13 protein-coding genes are annotated in these 17960 nt (G+C 68.1%); 8 read left to right on the forward strand and 5 right to left on the reverse strand.

The features are described from left to right. Window positions 1-136 precede the first annotated feature (136 nt). Window positions 137-415, forward strand: a complete 279-nt coding sequence (locus tag IBJ82_RS32315) for a hypothetical protein (RefSeq protein ID WP_194829764.1) — start codon at window positions 137-139, stop codon at window positions 413-415. A 33-nt stretch (window positions 416-448) separates the two neighbouring features. On the opposite strand, the gene IBJ82_RS32320 is transcribed toward IBJ82_RS32315, so the two are convergent. Then, window positions 449-1135 carry a PAS and ANTAR domain-containing protein gene (locus tag IBJ82_RS32320; protein WP_194829765.1) on the reverse strand — a complete coding sequence of 229 codons (687 nt, stop codon included), beginning with the start codon at window positions 1133-1135 and terminating at the stop codon, window positions 449-451. A gap of 124 nt (window positions 1136-1259) precedes the next feature. Here IBJ82_RS32320 and IBJ82_RS32325 point away from each other — a divergent pair, with 124 nt between their 5' ends. The 3 genes from IBJ82_RS32325 to IBJ82_RS32335 all read left to right on the forward strand — a co-directional run bounded on the left by IBJ82_RS32325 (window position 1260) and on the right by IBJ82_RS32335 (window position 3213). Then, window positions 1260-1433, forward strand: a complete 174-nt coding sequence (locus tag IBJ82_RS32325; protein ID WP_194829766.1) for a CsbD family protein — start codon at window positions 1260-1262, stop codon at window positions 1431-1433. Between the two features lie 87 nt (window positions 1434-1520). Further along, window positions 1521-2618: a glutamate--cysteine ligase gene (locus IBJ82_RS32330; RefSeq protein ID WP_194829793.1), complete on the forward strand. Its 1098-nt coding sequence runs from the start codon at window positions 1521-1523 to the stop codon at window positions 2616-2618. A gap of 61 nt (window positions 2619-2679) precedes the next feature. Next, window positions 2680-3213 carry an STAS domain-containing protein gene (locus IBJ82_RS32335; RefSeq protein ID WP_194829767.1) on the forward strand — a complete coding sequence of 178 codons (534 nt, stop codon included), beginning with the start codon at window positions 2680-2682 and terminating at the stop codon, window positions 3211-3213. 7 nt (window positions 3214-3220) lie between these two features. Here the strand turns inward: IBJ82_RS32335 and IBJ82_RS32340 are convergent, their stop codons facing one another. Beyond that, window positions 3221-4006: an alpha/beta fold hydrolase gene (locus IBJ82_RS32340; protein WP_194829768.1), complete on the reverse strand. Its 786-nt coding sequence runs from the start codon at window positions 4004-4006 to the stop codon at window positions 3221-3223. A 351-nt stretch (window positions 4007-4357) separates the two neighbouring features. Between IBJ82_RS32340 and IBJ82_RS32345 the strand changes: the two genes are divergently transcribed. Genes IBJ82_RS32345 through IBJ82_RS32355 form a run of 3 tightly spaced genes read left to right on the forward strand, consistent with a single transcriptional unit; the run spans window position 4358 to window position 7916 of the window. Continuing rightward, window positions 4358-4861 carry a 2Fe-2S iron-sulfur cluster-binding protein gene (locus IBJ82_RS32345; protein WP_194829769.1) on the forward strand — a complete coding sequence of 168 codons (504 nt, stop codon included), beginning with the start codon at window positions 4358-4360 and terminating at the stop codon, window positions 4859-4861. Then, window positions 4858-5844 (forward strand): xanthine dehydrogenase family protein subunit M, encoded by a 987-nt coding sequence (locus IBJ82_RS32350; RefSeq protein WP_194829770.1) that lies wholly within the window; start codon window positions 4858-4860, stop codon window positions 5842-5844. Before IBJ82_RS32345 ends, IBJ82_RS32350 begins: the two co-directional genes overlap by 4 nt. Further along, a complete protein-coding gene (locus tag IBJ82_RS32355) occupies window positions 5841-7916 on the forward strand; it encodes a xanthine dehydrogenase family protein molybdopterin-binding subunit (protein WP_370585579.1) in 2076 nt (691 codons plus the stop codon). The genes IBJ82_RS32350 and IBJ82_RS32355 overlap by 4 nt, the downstream gene beginning before the upstream one ends. On the opposite strand, the gene IBJ82_RS32360 is transcribed toward IBJ82_RS32355, so the two are convergent. From IBJ82_RS32360 to IBJ82_RS32370, 3 genes are read right to left on the reverse strand one after another with little or no spacing between them, the layout of a single operon-like run. Further along, window positions 7917-9104: a lipase family protein gene (locus IBJ82_RS32360; RefSeq protein ID WP_194829771.1), complete on the reverse strand. Its 1188-nt coding sequence runs from the start codon at window positions 9102-9104 to the stop codon at window positions 7917-7919. 24 nt (window positions 9105-9128) lie between these two features. Next, on the reverse strand, window positions 9129-10337 hold the full coding sequence (locus tag IBJ82_RS32365; RefSeq protein WP_194829772.1) for a lipase family protein: 1209 nt from the start codon (window positions 10335-10337) through the stop codon (window positions 9129-9131). Next, complete coding sequence (locus IBJ82_RS32370) at window positions 10327-11223, reverse strand: oxidoreductase (RefSeq protein WP_194829773.1); 897 nt, start codon at window positions 11221-11223, stop codon at window positions 10327-10329. Before IBJ82_RS32370 ends, IBJ82_RS32365 begins: the two co-directional genes overlap by 11 nt. Window positions 11224-11459: 236 nt before the next feature. Between IBJ82_RS32370 and IBJ82_RS32375 the strand changes: the two genes are divergently transcribed. Then, a complete protein-coding gene (locus tag IBJ82_RS32375) occupies window positions 11460-17939 on the forward strand; it encodes a type I polyketide synthase (RefSeq protein ID WP_194829774.1) in 6480 nt (2159 codons plus the stop codon). Window positions 17940-17960: the final 21 nt, after the last annotated feature.

Here is a 17960-nt window from a genome sequence, read left to right on the forward strand (position 1 = left end):
CGGAGTACCTCGGGGCAGGTCGAGCGTCCCATCACGATGCCAACGACGTCATCGCGGTGTGCACGCTCGACCTGCGTCGCGGCCTTCGCGGGCGCTCGATTCGCGCGCCCGCGTGCACTGATGACAGGAGGCGATGATGTTCGCGATCGAGCTCACCGAGCCGAGCCCGGTGCCCGCACCCCCGGAGCCCGCGCCGCCGGGTCCCGCACCCGACCCGTTCCCGCCGGGTCCCGGCGACCCCGTGCCCGCGCCGCCCGTCCCGCCGCCCGGCCCGGCTCCGGTACCCCCTCCGCCGGTACCGCCCGGTCCTGATCCGGTGCCCGCCCCGCCGACTCCGCCCGGCCCCGGTGAGCCGGCGCCCGCTCCGCCTGCCCCGCCCGGCCCCGACTCCGTGCCGCCGCCGGTCTTTCGCTGACCTGGTGGTCGTCGGAGGCGACCCCGGCGATCGCTAGCCGAGGGTGTCTACCTGGGCGCCTTCGTGCGCGGTCAGCAGCACGTGGTCGAGCCGGGTTCGCAGCCGCACCTCGTCGCTGGCCACGGTCGGCAACTCGGCCACCACGTGTTCGGCGATCGCGCGCAGTTTCACATTGGTCTCCTGCGAACGCCACCGAAGCACCCGGAACGCCTGGTCGGCATTGACACCGTAGGCGAGCATCAATGCGCCTTTGGCCTGCTCGATCACCACGCGCGCCTCGAGCAGTCCCGGCAGGGTGGTGTCGAGTGCCTCGCGCCGGTATTCGGCCGCGGTATCGGACAGGTCGATGTAATAGCCCTCGGTGCCGATCACCGTCCCGTCCGTGTCGGCGAGCGGCTCCGACACGACCAGCACATCACGCACCCGCCCCTGCGTATCGATGATGCGGTGATGGCTGGAGAACACGCCGCTGTCCTCGACCGAGGTGATCATCGCGGCGACCCGATCCCGGTCGTCGGGATGCTTGTGCGAGACCAGCATCTCGGTCGTCGGCACGGTGCCGGGCAGGTACCCGTGCATCTTCGCGACCTCGTCGGACCATTCCCATTGCCGGTCTGTGGATCGAAACCGGAAACGGCCGACCGTCAACGAGTCGCCGACTCCGATCACGCGCTCGACGAGAGCGCGCTCTGCCATGGATTCGTCGTCCCGTTCGGTCATGCTCTGATTATTCACCCTGGATGGCGCGCCTGTTTGCACCTGGCAGACCCGGGTAGGCCGTTGATGGGTCCCCAGGACGGCCCACGGTCACCAGTTGGCCGAGAAACAGCCTGAAAGGAATACCATGGGTATCGCTGACAAGGCGAAGAACAAGGCCGAAGAGCTGTCAGGCAAGGCCAAGGAAGCCACCGGTCGCGCCACCGACGACCGCGAACTCGAGAACGAGGGTCGCGGCGAGCAGGCGAAGTCGAACCTCAAGGACGCAGGCGAGAAGGTCAAGGACGCTTTCCGCGACTGACCTGCTACACGCCGCCCGGGTCATCGGTCCTGCACGGGCCGATGACCCGCGCTCGCTCCGCAGTTGCTGGAGGTGATGGAAGTGTCCATGCATGTTCCGACGGTCGGCGTCGAAGAAGAGTTTCTGCTCACCGACCCCGAGTCCGGGGCGCCCGTGGCGAAGAACACCCAGGTCGCCGCTACCGCGAAAAGGGCGGGGATCGATCTGCAGTTGGAGCTGACGAGCTGTCAGGTCGAGACGAGCAGCGCGGTGCATTCCGATATCGGCGCCCTGCTGGCGGAATTGCGGACCTCGCGGCGCCGGGTGGCCGAATGCGCGGCCGAGCACGGAACCCGCCTGCTGGCGGTCGGGGTACCGCCGACCTTGGTCGAGGGGTATCCGGTCACCGATACGCCGCGCTACCAGCGCATCGCCCACTCCTTCGGCATGCTTGCCCACGAGCAGGGACTGTGTGGGTGCCACGTGCACGTGGCTGTCCCCGACCGCGATACAGCGGTGCTGGTCAGCAATTATGTCCGCCCGCGGCTGCCGATCCTGCTGGCATTGACCGCGAATTCGGCGATCTACCGTGGCAGCGAAACCGGTTACGCGAGTTGGCGCAGCATTCTGTGGCGTCGATGGCCCAGTGCGGGTCCGCCGCCGTATTTCACCTCGCTGCGTGAATACGAATCGATCGTCGCGATGATGCGGGCCAGCGGCAGCATTCTGGACAACAAGATGGTGTATTGGGATGTCCGCCCGTCGGAGAGCTTCCCGACCGTCGAAATCCGGGTCAGCGATGTTCCGGCGACCGCGGAGGAATCCGCCCTGCTGGCCGCGCTCATTCGAGGAATCGTCAGCACCGCGCTCGATGCGATCGCTCAGCATATCCCCGCTCCCGCGGTGTCCGGCGAAATATTGCGCGCCGCCTATTGGAACGCCGCGCGCTCGGGTCTGGACGGCGACGGCCTCGACCTCGTCGCGGGTCGCGTCGTTCCCCATCGCGAACTACTCGCCGAGCTCATCGACGACATCGCGCCGGCACTGCGCCGTTGTGGCGACCATACGTTCGTCGCCGAGACGGTCGCGAGACTCGGCGAGCGCGGAAACGGCGCGCGCCGACAACTGGCGGCGTTGCACCGAAGACGCGAGATTGCCGATGTCATCAGCGAACTCGCCGATGCCACGCTCGAAGGATGTCGCTGACCGCGACCCGGGCGCATCAGATCCATCACAATCGCTGACAGCACCGACTCGGCGTGCTCAAATGGAAACACCAGCCGATTTTGAGCTACCAGGATCGGCCGGGCATTGTGCACCCCTGCTGGTGTCGAGGGATCGAGCACTCGTGAACACCCATTCCAGTCATGGCGACAATACGATCAGGTTCGAGGAATCCGACTCGGGACTGCGCGCGGAGGTCACCCTCCATCACACGGCGACCGTGCTGCACGTGCACGGCGAGATCGACGCGTGCAACCTGCTCCAGTGGCGCGTGATTCTCGACGATGCCATCGCAGCGGAGGGGGAGTCGGGCCATCTGGTGATCGACATCAGGGATGTGACCTTCATGTCGTGCCGGGCGATCCTCGAGATGGCTACCCGCGCCCAACAGAGCAAGCTGCGCACGAGCGTGGTCATTCCCGGGCCGTCGGTCATCAACCGGATCATCATCGCCGCCGGCCTCACCCAGTGGCTACCGGTCTACGCCAGCCGCACCGAAGCCATCGCCGCCGCGCCCACGCTTGGGCTCCAGCAGTCCCTCCGAACCATCCCCCCGACGTCGTGGACGACGACGTAAGCGCGGTTCAATCGTTCGCGACGGAATTCGTCAGTAGCGGGAGCAACGCCTCGGCGCTGACCATATGGTCCTGCCCGGCGAGCACCCGATGCGTCGCCTGGGGAATCGCCGCGGCCAACTCTCGCGCCACCTGCTGCATGCCGGGCGGGTTCTTCTCTCCGACAACGACATTCACCGGCACCCGGATGTTCTCGAAACGCTCCACCGGGGGAAGGACCTCGGTGATGGCGATGTCGTACATCAGCGTGGGAGCGAGTGCCTTCATCGTCTTCCACCCGGGAAACAGCGGTAGCAGCGCCACGAACGCACCCGGCATCCCGATCCCACGCAGGAATGCCTTCAGCGCTCGCGCGTTCTTCGCCTCGCCGAGAAGTGCGCGTACCGTCTCGCCCAACTCGGCATAGGACGCCCGTTCGGCCTCGTCGTGCACATAGGGCGCGTCGTAGACCACGACCCTGTCGATCTTGTCCGGCATCCGTACCGCCGCTTCGAGTGCCAGCGCGGCACCCGACGAATGCCCGTACAGAATCGCGCGCCCGCCGGCGGCATCCACAACGGCCTCGATATCGTCGACTTCCCGCTCGATCGCATACGGCAGCTCGTTCCCGCTGTCCCCACGCCCGCGCCGGTCATAGCTGTAGACGGTGAACCTCGTGGCGAACACCCCCACATCGGCGACAATCGGCCGGAACCTCCGGAAACACGTCGCGCCGGTGATGTACACCAGTACAGGTCCGTCGCCGGAAACGTCATACGCGAGTTCCGTGCCATCCTTCGACGTAGCGATCCTCATAACTCATTCCTCTCGGTCCCGGGCGCGCGGATCTCTGATCCGATGTCTTCTACCAGTACGACGCCTTCACCCCTCGAAACTCATCGGTGCGGCAAGAAGCCCTGCCCGTGCGAGCTGTATTTTGCGATAGTCGGGGATCCCGGACTGACTACACCTCGTTGACCGTCGTCACGATGTCCGGCGAAACCACGGCGGATGTGGTCGCGGCGTCCGGCGGTCAGGTGTCGGGGTTGGTAGCGTGGCCGACGTGCGCGTGCGCGCAGCAGTTGCGTAAGTGCTGGTAGCGGGCCCGAAAGGGTCGGCTGCGGTTGTCTGTGTGGAGTCGCCTGTCCCACGAAGAGAGGCCGTTCGATGCGTGCGCGAATCAGTGTGACCGTCGATGGGCGGACGCGGGTGGTCGACGTCGACACCCGCACCACCCTGTTGGATGTCCTGCGCGAACAACTGGGCGTCACCAGCCCGAAGAAGGGCTGCGATCGCGGGCAATGCGGGTCGTGCACGGTCCTGTTGGACGGACGGAGGGCGACGTTGTGCCTCGCGCTGGCCGTCGCCCACGACGGAGCCACGATCGTCACCGCCGACGGACTCGCCGACGGCGACGACCTGCATCCGGTCCAGCGGGCCTTCCTCGAACACGACGGCTTCCAGTGCGGATACTGCACGCCGGGCCAGATCTGTTCGGCGGTCGGCATGCTCGACGAGGTGAAGGCGGGCGCTCCGAGCCAGGTGAGCGCGGATCCGACGGCCGAGAACGGGTTGAGCGCCGACGAGATCCGGGAACGGATGAGCGGCAATCTGTGTCGCTGCGGGGCGTATCCGAACATCGTCGCGGCGATTCAGGAGGTCGCCCGATGAGGGAGTTCGCCTACGAACGCGCCACCGACGCGGGGCAGGCGGTCGCCGCGGTTCTCGCCGAGCCCGACGCCGTATTCCTCGGCGCGGGAACCAATCTCGTCGATCACCTCAAACTGGGGATCATCGCGCCCGGCAAGCTGGTGGATGTCAGCAGACTGCCGTTCGATCAGGTGACCGACCTGCCCGACGGTGGCGTACGCATCGGTGCGGCGGTGCGCAATGCCGACCTCGCCGCGCATCCGGTGATCCGGGCGCGCTATCCGATGCTCTCGGCCGCCCTCGTGGCGGGAGCGTCCGCCCAACTGCGCAGCCTCGCCACCACGGGCGGAAACCTGTTGCAGCGCACCAGATGTCCCTACTTCCAGGACTCGACCGTGCCGTGCAACAAGCGCGAGCCGGGCAGCGGATGCTCGGCGATCGGCGGGTTCGATCGCGACCAGGCCATCCTCGGCGCGTCCAGTCGGTGCATCGCCACCCATCCCTCCGATATGGCGGTGGCGATGGTCGGGTTGGGAGCGATCGTGCGGGTGCTCGGTGCGGACGGCGAGCGCGAAATTCCGCTGGTCGACCTGTACCGGTTGCCCGGCGACGAACCCGAACGTGACACCGTCCTCGAACACGGGGACCTGATCACAGCCGTCGACCTGCCCGCGCTCGATTGGGCTACCACCTCCACCTACCGCAAGGTCCGCGATCGTGCGTCGTTCGCCTTCGCGCTGGTCTCGGTGGCGGCCGCCGTCGACATCGCCGACGGAGTCGTGCGGGATGTACGGATCGCGTTCGGCGGTGTCGCGGCCAAACCATGGCGAGCGCACACTGCCGAGGCCGAACTACGCGGGCGGGCTCCCACCGAGGACAATTTCACTGCCGCGGCGAATGCCGAACTCGCCGACGCACGCCCACAGCGTCAGAACGGATTCAAGATCGCCTTGGCGCGCAACATCCTCGTCGCGACCCTGCGCGAGCTGAGCGAGGCACCGTGAACTCACCGGCGATCGGCACCTCACCCACCCGCATCGACGGACCGGCCAAACTCCGCGGTGTCGCGCCCTACGCGATGGAGCATCCGCAACCGGATCCTGTGTACGGCTTCGTGATCCAGTCGACGATCAGCCGAGGCCGCATCCGCGAGATCGACACCTCCGTGGCCGAGCGGATCGACGGTGTCGTCGCCGTGCTCACCCACCACAATGCCGCCCGGCTGGCCGTCGACGACAACAACGAACTGTTCATCCTGCAGAACGACGAGATCGCGTTCCGCGGGCAAGTGATCGGCGCGGTCGTCGCGACGAGCCCGGAGGTGGCCTGTGAAGCCGCCGCGCAGGTGCGCGTGACCTATGACGAGCGGCCCGCCGACGTCACGCTCGACGCCGACAGCGAGAACCTCCACGCCCCCGAGGAGGTGAGCGGCGGCTTTCCCACCGACACGTCGATCGGTGACGTGGACGCGGCCATGGCCATCGCCCCGGTCACGATCGACCAGACCTATACGACCGCGATGGTCCACAACAATCCGATGGAACCGCACGCCACCGTCGCGCACTGGACCGACGACACCCTGGTGCTGTACGACTCCACCCAGGGCCCGCACGTCGTGCGCGCCGAGATCGCGCCGCTGTTCGGTTTGGCGCCCGAACAGGTGCGGGTGATCGCGCCCTTCGTCGGCGGCGGCTTCGGGTCGAAGGGCGAGCCACACGCCAATATCGTGGTCGCGGCGATGGCGGCGAAACTGTCCGGCGGACGACCGGTGAAACTGCCGCTGACCAGGCAGCAGCTGTTCTCCCTCGCCGGTTACCGGACCCCGACCATCCAGCGGGTCCGGCTCGGCGCGCATCCCGACGGCACCCTGACCGCGATCGCCCACGCGGCGATCGCCCAGGCCTCCACGGTGAAGGAATTCGCCGAACCGACCGCTGTGGTCAGCCGCGTGATGTACGCGGCGGCCACCCGATCGACCTCGCACCGTTTCGCGACGCTGGATGTCCCCGTCGCGTCGTGGATGCGGGCGCCAGGGCACTGTCCTGGGATGTTCGCGGCGGAGACGGCGATGGACGAACTCGCGGTCGCCCTCGGCATGGACCCGATCGCCTTGCGCATCCACAACGAACCCGAGGTCGACCCGGAATCGGGGCACCCTTTCTCCACGCATGGGCTGGCGGAGTGCTTGCGTACCGGAGCACAGCGCTTCGGCTGGGCCGAGCGCGACCCGGCACCGAAGTCGCGGCGCGAGGGGCGATGGCTGATCGGATCCGGGGTCGCGGCGGCCACCTACCCGGCCGACACCGCCGCGGGCAACAGCGCCCGCGTGCGCCGCACCGGCGACCGCTACGAAGTCGCCATCGACGCGGTGGATATCGGCACCGGCACCTGGACCTCGCTCGGCCAGATCGCCGCCGACGCGCTCGGTGTCGACCCGGACCGCATCGAGCTGCGCATCGGCGATTCCGATCTCCCCGAGGCGACGGTCGCGGGCGGTTCGACCGGCATGGCGTCGTGGGGCTCGGCGGTGGTGGCGGCCGCGCGGGCCTTCCGTGACCGATTCGGGCAGGAACCCGCCGACGGTGCCGAGGTCACCGTGCAAGCCCCCGAATACCCTGAGCGGGAGAACTTTTCGACCCACGCTTACGGTGCCCACTTCGTCGAGGTCCGCGTGAACACCGACACCGCCGAGATTCGGGTTCCGCGCGTGGTCAGTGTCTTCGGCGTGGGTCGCATCATCAATCCGCGCATGGCTCGTTCGCAGTTCGTCGGCGCCGTCACCATGGGTCTGTCGATGGCGCTACTCGAACAGAGCGAATTCGATCCGCGCCTCGGCACGGTGGTCAACCACGACCTGGCCGGCTACCACATCCCCGTCAACGCCGATATCGGCGATATCGATGTCAGCTGGATCGACGAACACGACCCGCATCTGAACCCGATGGGCAGCAAGGGAATCGGTGAGATCGGCATCGTCGGGTCGGCGGCCGCGGTCGGCAACGCTATCTACCACGCCACCGGCGTCCGCCTCCGTCATGTCCCCATCCACCTGGAAGACCTGCTCGGCGCGCTGTGATCAACAGCGAGTCGGCGCGGGTTCGCCGCGGAATCGCGCTTCGATGAAGTTCCAGGCCTCGGGCAGACCTGCCACCGCGGTCGTCATGTGTTCGGCGATCTGATAGCGGGAGAAGGTAACCGGCGCGCCCGCCGCGCAATAGCGGGTGGCCACGTCTTCGACGGCGTCGAAGGGTGTGAGCCCGTCGAAGACGCCCTGCCAGATCAACATCGGGGTCTCGGGGATCGCGGGGTCATAGCGCAAACTGTTCTCGCGCAACACCGCCCGCGCTTCGGGGCTGTCCATCAGGGATTTGGTCGCCGCCAACTGTTCGGCGCTGCGGGCCACACCGTGGAACAGCAGAAAGCGTCGGCACTCGTCGGCGGTGAAGTCGCGGAACCACAGACCCTCGCCGTTGAGCTGGTCGGAAATGGGCAAACGCTGGGGGTATTCGCGTTCCAGGCCCATGGCCGCCGCCCAGGCGAGGCCGAAACCGGGATGGTGGCCGAAGCCGATCCCGAGGGCCATCTGCTCGAGATCGGCCGGGATGCCGCCCGCGGCGACGCCTGCGAGCTTCAACTCCGGTGCGTAGGTCGGTTGCATGGCGGCGGCCCACGCGGTCGCCAGTCCGCCACCGGAGTACCCGGCGAGTGCGATCGGGGACTGTCCGAGGCCGAGTTCGGGCGCTCGCTGCAGCGCTCGCACGCTGTCGAGGGTCACCATGCCGCTGAGCTTGGCCGCGCCGTAGGCGACATTCGGGCCGAGGTAGTCGGGCAAGGCGACCGCCCAACCGCGCCCCAGCGGCAGCACCGCACCGAACGCGTCGGGGGTCTCGTCGTTGATCAGCGAGGTGGACGGGTTGCACTTGGTGCCGAGGGAGTTGATCAGCGCCTGATACGACACCAGCGGCGGGTTCGCTACACCGGCGGGGATCAAGACCGTGGTCACCCCCATGATCGGGTCGCCCGCGGAGTTGGTCGAGCGGAAGGCGACGTGCCAGATGTCGGTGCCCTGGTAGGCGCCGAGGTTGAACTTGCGCTGCCGCACCACGTCACCGGGCGCGAAGTCGCCGATATCGGCCGGTGCGGTGAAGAAGGGGTCGGGATTGGGTGTGGGGTAGTGCGGTTCCGGCGTCGCCATGGGAGCGAAAATGACGACGGTGAGGCTGTAGAACAGCGCCGTCAGCGCGGCCGTCAATATCCGGCGCATGGTAATTCCCTATCTCTCGAGAAGTCAGCAGTTGCTCGGGGCGGTCTCGCCGCGGAAGCGGGCATCGAGCCAGGCGACGGCAGACGGAAAACCCATCACCGCGGTGGCCAGATGATCGGGGCTCGGATAGAGCTCGGACAGCACCGGGGTCCCGGCCCGGCAGTAACGCTGGTTCGTGCGATCGACGGCGTCGACGGGGATGAGCGGGTCGATGGGGGTGTGCCACTCGAAGATCGGCATCGTGGGCACGGGCTCGAACAGCTCCAGGCTGTTGGCGTCGCCCACTTCCCATGCCCGCGGGTCGTCGATCAGCGACACGGTCGAGGCGAGATCGGAGGCGCTGTGCATCGCACCGGCGGCGATGAGTTCGACGGTGCAACCGTTGGACATGGCATCGCGCACCGCCAAGCCGGTGTCGTTGAGCTGCGCACTGATCGGAAGACGATCGGGGTACTCGCGTTCGAGCCCGAGCGCGGCGGCCATCGCGAGCCCGAACATGGGATGCGGGGCGAAACCGAGTGTGCGCGCCATCGTGGTGATGTTCATCGGCACGCCGCCCTGCGCCGCGCCGACCAGGCGCAGTTCGGGCGCGTACCGGGGCGCGAGCGCGGCGGCCCAGCCGGTGGCCATGCCACCGCCGGAGTAGCCGAGCAGGGCCGAGGGGCTGTCGGCGAGGCCGAGTTCGGGGACTCTGGTCGCGGCGCGAATGCCGTCGAGGGTGATCTGGCCGCCGAGTTTGGCCGCGCCGTAGGCGGCGTTCGGGCCGAGATGGTCCGGCAGGGCGATGCTCCAGCCGCGCAGCAGCATCGTATTCAGTAGCGGCACAGCACGATAGAGCAGATTGGGATCGTAGGCGTAGAGAGCGCGCGAGACCGCGCACTGGGTGCCGAGGCCGTTGATGATGTGCTGATAGGACAGCAGCGGCGCGCCGGGACGATGATCCTTCGGGGTGAGGATCGTGGTGGTCGCGGCGATCGGTCGGCCCTGCGAGTCGTTGGACCGGAACTTCACCAAAGTGACTGTGGCGGTGGGGAAGTAGGGCAGCGGCTCCTGAACGCGCACCGCGAGAACGGCACCGGGTTCCGTGCTCGCGATGTCGGCGGGCGCGGCGTAGAAGGGGTCGGGGTCAGGTGCCGGATACACTGGTGGCGCCCCGGCGGCCGACGGTGGGCCCGAGGCGGCGAGCAATCCGACCATGACGGCACAGGTCAGGGTGCGTAGGTCAATTCTCATGGATCACCGCCGAGGCGGGGAAGTGGACACCGGTGGCGCGTTCGGACACCGTCCACAACTGTTGCCACAGGGCCCGGTCCTGCGACAGCGCGCTAGACGGGCAGGCGCCGACCGGTCCTCGGGTCTTGAACAGCTTGGTCGGGCCCCAGTAGATGTCGGGGTCCGCATCCGGTGCGGTGGCGGCATACAGCATGGATCGCGCTGCGGCGGTGCGTGATTGGCCGACCAGGCGGATGAACGGCTCGGCGACGTAATCGAGTGGCGTCTGTGTCTTGGCGACGAGCCCGGTCGGCGCGACACCGGGGTGCACGGCGTAGGAACGCAGCGTCGACCCGGATTCGCGGAGCCTGCGATGCAGTTCACGGCCGAACATCAGGGTGGCCAGTTTCGATTCCGGATAGGCCGCATGCCGGCTGTATCGACGGTGTTCGAAGCGCAGATCGTCGAGCGGAAGTGCGTTGGTCCACCCGTGGGAAATGCTCGACAACGAGATGACGCGGTCCTTGATCCGATCCAGCAGCAAGCCCGTCAACGCGAAGTGCCCGAGATGATTGACCCCGAATTGTGTTTCGAATCCGTCGGCGGTACGGGCGAACGGCACATTCATCAGCCCGGCATTGTTGATCAGTACATCGAATTCGCCACACTCTTGCGCGAATCGGCGCACATCGGACAGGTCGGCGAGATCCAAGGCGGCCACGGAGATATCGCCGTCCAGCTGATCGGCGATAGCTCGCCCCCGTTTCGGATCGCGGCAAGCCATGATCACCGTGGCGCCGTGGGCAGCCAACGTGCGGGTCACCACCTCGCCGAGTCCGCCGTTGGCCCCGGTGATAACGAAGCGTCGGCCGTGCTGATCCGGTATCGGATCGGGAGTCCTTGCCATGGCGCATGACCTTACGAATCGCGGTCATCGGGTGGCAATGCGTTTGGAAAATGTCAGGGACGACGCGGCAGCCATTGGTCGTTTCCCAAAGAGGTTCGGCGCGCCGCGAATTCGCTTGCCAGCTGTCGTAGCGTGGCGCCGGTCAGTGTTGTCGAGTAGATCGCTGGGCGAATACCCGATCCCGCCGCACTGCTCGCTTCCCTGTCGATACCTCTGATGCAGGAGATGTTTGCCCTATGGCTCGCGAAGACGAACTACGCACTTACATGAAGAAGGCGATCCGGGAACTGCAGACCACCCGCGCGCGCCTCGATGATGTGGAAGCGCGGGCGACCGAGCCGATCGCCATTGTCGGCATGGCGTGCCGTTACCCGGGTGGGGTGACCTCGCCGGAGCAGTTGTGGCAGGCGGCGATCGACGGGCGCAGTCTGGTGTCGCAGTGGCCGACCGATCGTGGCTGGGACGTCGAGGGTCTGTTCGATCCGGAGCCGGGTGTGCCGGGCAAGTCGTATGTGCGAACGGGCGGATTCCTAGACGGCGCCACCGAATTCGACGCGAACTTCTTCGGGATCAGCCCCCGTGAGGCCCAGGCGATGGATTCGCAGCAGCGTCTGGTGCTGGAGACCGCCTGGGAAGCCTTCGAGCGGGCGGGCATCGACCCGACGACCGTTCGCGGCAGTGCGACGGGCGTGTTCGTCGGCTTGATGCCGGACTCCGAAGGTCCGTCTTCGCGCGATATCGACGATCGAGTGCGCGAGACGATCGATCAGTTCCTGATGACCGGTCAGGCGTCGAGCATCGCCTCGGGGCGGGTGTCGTATGTGCTGGGCCTGGAAGGCCCGTCGGTCACCGTGGACACGGCGTGCTCGTCCTCGCTGGTCGCGATTCATCAGGCGGTGCGATCGTTGCGCTCCGGCGAGTCGACGATGGCGCTGGCCGGCGGTGTCACCGTGATGTCGACACCGGCCGCGTTCGTCGCGTTCTCCACCCAGCGCGCGCTGGCGGCCGACGGCCGGTGCAAGTCCTTCGCCGCGGGCGCCGACGGCACCGCGTGGGGCGAGGGCGTCGGAATGCTGCTGCTCGAACGCGTTTCCGAGGCCAGGCGCCTCGGGCACAAGATCCTGGGTCTGGTGCGTGGCACCGCGGTGAACTCCGACGGCGCGTCCAACGGTCTGACCGCGCCGAACGGGCGGTCCCAGCAGCGAGTGATCCGATCGGCGCTGGCGGACGCGGGATTGGCCACCACGGAGGTGGATGTCGTCGAGGCGCACGGGACCGGGACCCGGCTGGGCGATCCCATCGAGGCGGAGGCCTTGCTCGCCACCTACGGTGCCGAGCGAGAGGGCGGGGAGCCGCTGTTGCTCGGGTCGCTCAAGTCGAACATGGGACATACGCAGGCCGCCGCCGGGGTCGGTGGGCTGATCAAGATGGTGATGGCAATGCGGCACGGGGTGGTGCCGCCGACGCTGAATGTCGACGAGCCGACGCCGCATGTGGATTGGTCGTCGGGCTCGGTCCGATTGGTGACCCAGGCACAGGCGTGGCCGGCGACCGGGCAGCCGCCGCGCGCGGCGGTGTCGTCTTTCGGCATCAGCGGCACCAACGCGCACGTTGTCATCGAGCGAGGGGAATTCTCGCCGCAGGTGCAGCGAGCTGTCGAAACCGTGGCACCGCCGGTGATTCCGTGGGTCGTCACGGCGCGCTCCGCCGCCGCGGTGGCCGCCCAGGCAAGCGCGTTGCTCGACGGCCTCGGGACAGTCGACCCGGTCGATGTCGGAGCCGCACTGCTGGGCACCCGTGCTCGGTTCGAGCATCGCGCCGTGATCGTCGGCCACGACGCCGAGGAACTGACTGCCGGGCTGCGAGCACTCGCGTACGGACAATCGGCGCAGAACGTGGTGCGTGGCACCGTCACCGCGGCGGTCACGGCGGTGATGTTCCCCGGCCAGGGCGCTCAGCGCGCGGGGATGGGGCGCGAGTTGTACGAGGGCTATCCGGTGTACCGCGCGGCCTTCGACGAGATCTGCGCGGAGCTCGACCAGCATCTCGAAACACCGCTGCGCGATGTCGTTTTCGACGATCAGGACACCGCGGGCTCGCTCGACCGGACCGAGATCACCCAGGTCGCCCTCTTCGCCACCGAGGTGGCGATGTACCGCCTGGCCGAATCATGGGGATTGCGCCCGGCGTTCGTGTTCGGTCACTCGATCGGTGAGATCGTCGCCGCCTATGTGGCCGGGGTCTGGTCGCTCGCGGATGCCTGCACCCTGGTCGCCGCACGTGGTCGACTCATGCAGTCCGCGCCCGCGGGTGGGGCGATGATCGCGGTCGCCGCGGACGCCGAGACCGTGGCCGAACTCGTGCGCCGACGCGATGATGTCAGCATCGCCGCGGTGAACGGGCCCGCGTCCGTGGTTGTTTCGGGTGCGGCGGATTCGGTAAACGTCATCGCCGAGCAACTGGCGGCCGACGGCGTGCGAACCACCCGGTTGCGGGTGAGTCATGCGTTCCATTCGTCCCAGATGGACGCGGTGCTGGCGGAATTCGGTGAAGTCTGCCGGGGACTCACCTATCGCCCGCCGACCGTGCCGGTGATCTCGGCGCTCACCGGCAAAGTGGCCGAGGCCGCGCAGCTGTGCTCGCCGGATTACTGGGTGAGTCACCTGCGCGAACCGGTCCGTTACCTGGACGCGGTGCGGTGGGCCCGCGAACAGGGCGCGGTGAACTGCTTCGCCGAGATGGGGCCAGGGGCCGCGCTGACGGCGATGGTGCACGAGATCGTCGACGACGGCGCGGTGATGACCGCCGCCGCGTTGCAGCGGCCCGGCATCGCGGGCGATCTTGCGTTCGTCGCGGGCCTGTCGGCGCTGTATTCCCAAGGGGCAGCGCTGGATCTGGCCGCCCTCTTCGAGGGCGCCGACCCCCGCCCGATCGACCTGCCTACCTATGCCTTCCAGCGTGAGCGGTTCTGGCTCGAGGTGAGCGAAGGCAGCAATGTGCGTGGCGCCGGACTCGACGCCGACGATCACCCGCTGCTCGGCGCGAAGATCGGCCTGGCTCAGGACGGCGGATTGTTGCTGACCGGGCTGCTGTCGCTGCACTCGCACCCCTGGTTGGCCGGGCATCGGATCGGCGGCGCGGTACTGCTTCCCGGCACCGCGTTCATCGAACTGGCCTGGCATGCGGGTCAATCGGTGCAGTGCCCGGTTGTCGGCGAGCTCGTGCTCGAAGCCCCGCTCGTGATTCCCGAGACCGGTGCGGTGGAACTGCAGGTCCTGGTCGGACCGGCACAGGAATCGGGGCATCGGACGATCGGGGTGTACTCGCGTCTACAGACAGCTTCCGCGCCGGAGCTGCCGTGGATCGGACACGCCACCGGCACCGTGCGACCGTCGGACGAGATCGCGGGTGCCACAGCGGGCGGCGGCGCGTGGCCTCCCGCGGGCGCGGTCGCGCTGGCCGTCGGCGACCCTTACGACGCGATGGCGGCAGCCGGATACGACTACGGCTCCGCCTTCCGCGGTCTCGGTCAGATCTGGCGCCACGGCGACGACGTACTGGCCGAGGTGGCGCTGCCCGAATCGGCCACCGCCGACGCTGCCGAATTCGGTCTACACCCGGCACTGCTCGACGCCGCACTGCACGCGATGATCGCGACCGGCACGGTCGGACCGACCGAATCCGGCAAGATCCGCCTGCCGTTCGCCTGGGAAGGCGTGTGCCTGCACGCCGTCGGCGCGTCGTCGCTGCGTGTTCGGCTCACCCCGGTCGGCGCCGACCGCATCGGCCTCGAACTCACCGATTCGGCGGGTAGGCCGGTGGCCAGTGCGGAATCGCTGGCACTGCGCGAGATTCCCCTGGCAGCGTTGGGTCAGCGGGCATCCTCCTCGGACGGCGGACTCTACGAGGTGAACTGGGTGACCGTTCCGTCTCCCGGACCCATTGCGGGACACGGTGAATGGTCCGAGCTGGACTTCGCTGCCGACGGCGTAACTGTCGAGCGGTGCGAACGCGCTGATCGCGATCTCGTCGTCGTGCGTGTTCCCGAAACCAGCGTCGGTTCGGTGGATCCGGCCGCTGTGCGCGAGCAGGTGACCGCCGTGCAGACGGTGGTGCAGCACGTGCTCGCCGACGACCAATTCGCCAAGGCCCTGGTGATTTTCGTGACCAGCGGCGCCGTCGCGACCCACGGGGCCGAAGATGTCGGTGATCTGGCAGGCGCGGCAGTGTGGGGTCTGCTGCGGACCGCGCAGAACGAGAACCCCGGCCGCATCGCGCTGCTCGATCTCGATGGTCGCAGCGACTACCGCGAGGCGGTGCTCAGTTGCGCCGCCCTCACCACCGAGCCACAGCTGGCGATCCGGCACGGTGAAGCGCACGCGCCGCGCCTGGTGCGCGCCGGTGCGGACACGGTCGGGTCCGCCGAGCTGCTCGGCGACGACGACTGGCAGTTGGTCGACCACGGACGCGGAACGCTGCACGGCGACAACATGATTCTGGCTGCGCGACCGCAGGCGGAGCCGCTCGGACCGGGACAGGTGCGGATCGCGGTGCGGGCGGCGGGTGTCAACTTCCGTGACGTGCTGATCGTGCTCGGGATGTACCCGATACCGAACACCGCCATCGGTGGTGAAGGTTCCGGCGTGATCGTCGAAGTCGGCGCCGATGTCGTCGATTTCGCGCCCGGCGATCGGGTGATGGGCATCTTCACCGGGGTGAGCGCCACGGTGGTGGCCGACCGGCGGACGGTCATCAAGATTCCGGCGGGCTGGTCGTTCGAGGATGCGGCGGCCGCGCCGATCGTGTTCGCGACCGCCTACTACTCACTGGTCGACCTGGCGCAGGTGCGGGCGGGGGAGTCGCTGCTGATCCACGCCGCCACCGGTGGTGTCGGTATGGCAGCGGTCCAGTTGGGCCGCCATCTCGGGTTGGACCTCTACGTCACGGCCAGCCCCGGCAAGTGGGATGTGCTGCGCGCAAACGGCTTCGACGACGAGCGAATCGGCAATACGCGAACCACCGAGTTCAAGACGAAGTTCCTCGAAGCCACCGGTGGACGCGGTGTCGATGTCGTGCTCGACTCACTCGCCGGCGACAAAGTGGACGCGTCGCTGGATCTGCTCCCGCGCGGCGGTCGGTTCATCGAGATGGGCCTGACCGACCTGCGCGACGCCGACGAGATCGCGGGAACCCACCCGGGCGTCCGATACCAGAACTTCATCCTGATGGAGGCAGGCCCCGACCGGCTGCGCGAGATCCTGACCGAGCTGCGCGCGCTCTTCGAATCCGGTGTTCTGAAACCACTTCCGGTCACCCGCTGGGATGTGCGACGGGCACCAGAGGCGTTTCGGCAGCTGAGCCAGGCGCGCCACGTCGGCAAGTACGTGCTGACCGTGCCGCCCCCACTCGACCGAGACGGCACCGTCCTGGTGACCGGCGGCACCGGCGGCCTCGGCGCGCTGGCCGCCCGGCACCTGGTGACCGCGCACGGGGTTCGCCACCTGCTGCTGACCAGCCGTCGCGGACCCGACGCGGACGGTGCCGGCGAACTCGTGGCCGAACTGTCCGCACTCGGCGCCCAGGTCGAGATCGCCGCCTGCGATGTCGGCGACCGTGCCGCGCTCACGGCACTGGTCGCGGCCATACCGGCCGCGCACCCGCTGACCGGAGTGGTGCACACCGCGGGCGTCGTCGAAGACGCGCTGTTCACCGAGCACACCCCGAAGCACATCGCGACAGTGTCGCGCCCCAAGGCCGATGCTGCCTGGTATCTGCACGAGGTGACCCGGGCACACCCACTGTCGATGTTCGTCCTGTACTCCTCGATCGCGGGTCTGCTCGGCAACCCCGGCCAGGCGAACTACGCCGCGGCCAACGGTTTCCTCGACGCGCTGGCCCAGCACCGGAGCCACCGCGGACTGCCTGCCACCGCGATGGCCTGGGGGCTGTGGGAACGCGGCACGGGCATCACCGGTCACCTGACCGAGCGGGACCTGCGGCGAATGCGCCGCGAAGGGCTGATCCCGCTCACCGACGACGACGGCATGGCCCTGTTCGACAGCGCCCTGTCGACCGGTAGACCGCTGGCGGTGCCCGCACGGCTCGACCTCACGGCACTGGGCTCGCTCGGCGACGTCGACGAGATGCCCGCGATGCTGCGGTCGCTGCTTCGCGGCCCGCGCCGGGCGGCCGGTGGCGGCTCCGACGAGTCGGCGAAGCTGCTGGCGAGCCTGACCGGGCGCGAACCGGCCGAACAGGAGGGCATCGTCCTCGGCGTCATCCGGTCGCACGCGGCAGCCGTACTCGGTCATGCGTCCGCGGAGGCGGTCCCCGCCGAGACCGCGTTCACCGACCTCGGTTTCGACTCGCTGGGTGCCGTGGAATTCCGTAACCGGCTCGAAGCGGCCACCGGCGCGAAGTTGCGCACGACGATCGTCTTCGACTACCCCAATGCCGCCGCGCTGGCCGATTACCTGCGCACCGAGATCGCCCCCGTGGACGACCCGGCAGCGCGGATCGTCGGACAACTCGACGCGCTGGCCGCGGGGTGTGTCGGAGTGGAGCTGGCGCCGGAGCGGGTCGACGAACTGCTGGTGCGGATCAACGACCTCGTGCGCACCCTGCGCGGTGACGCGGCGGGCGAGGTCGTCGACAACATCGACGGCGCCGATGACGATGCCCTTTTCGATCTCATCGACCAGGTCCGTTCGGTCTGAGCCGGACCAGAAAGCGAGAGT

Source organism: Nocardia sp. XZ_19_231, from assembly GCF_015355705.1.
Taxonomy (GTDB): Bacteria; Actinomycetota; Actinomycetes; order Mycobacteriales; family Mycobacteriaceae; genus Nocardia; species Nocardia salmonicida.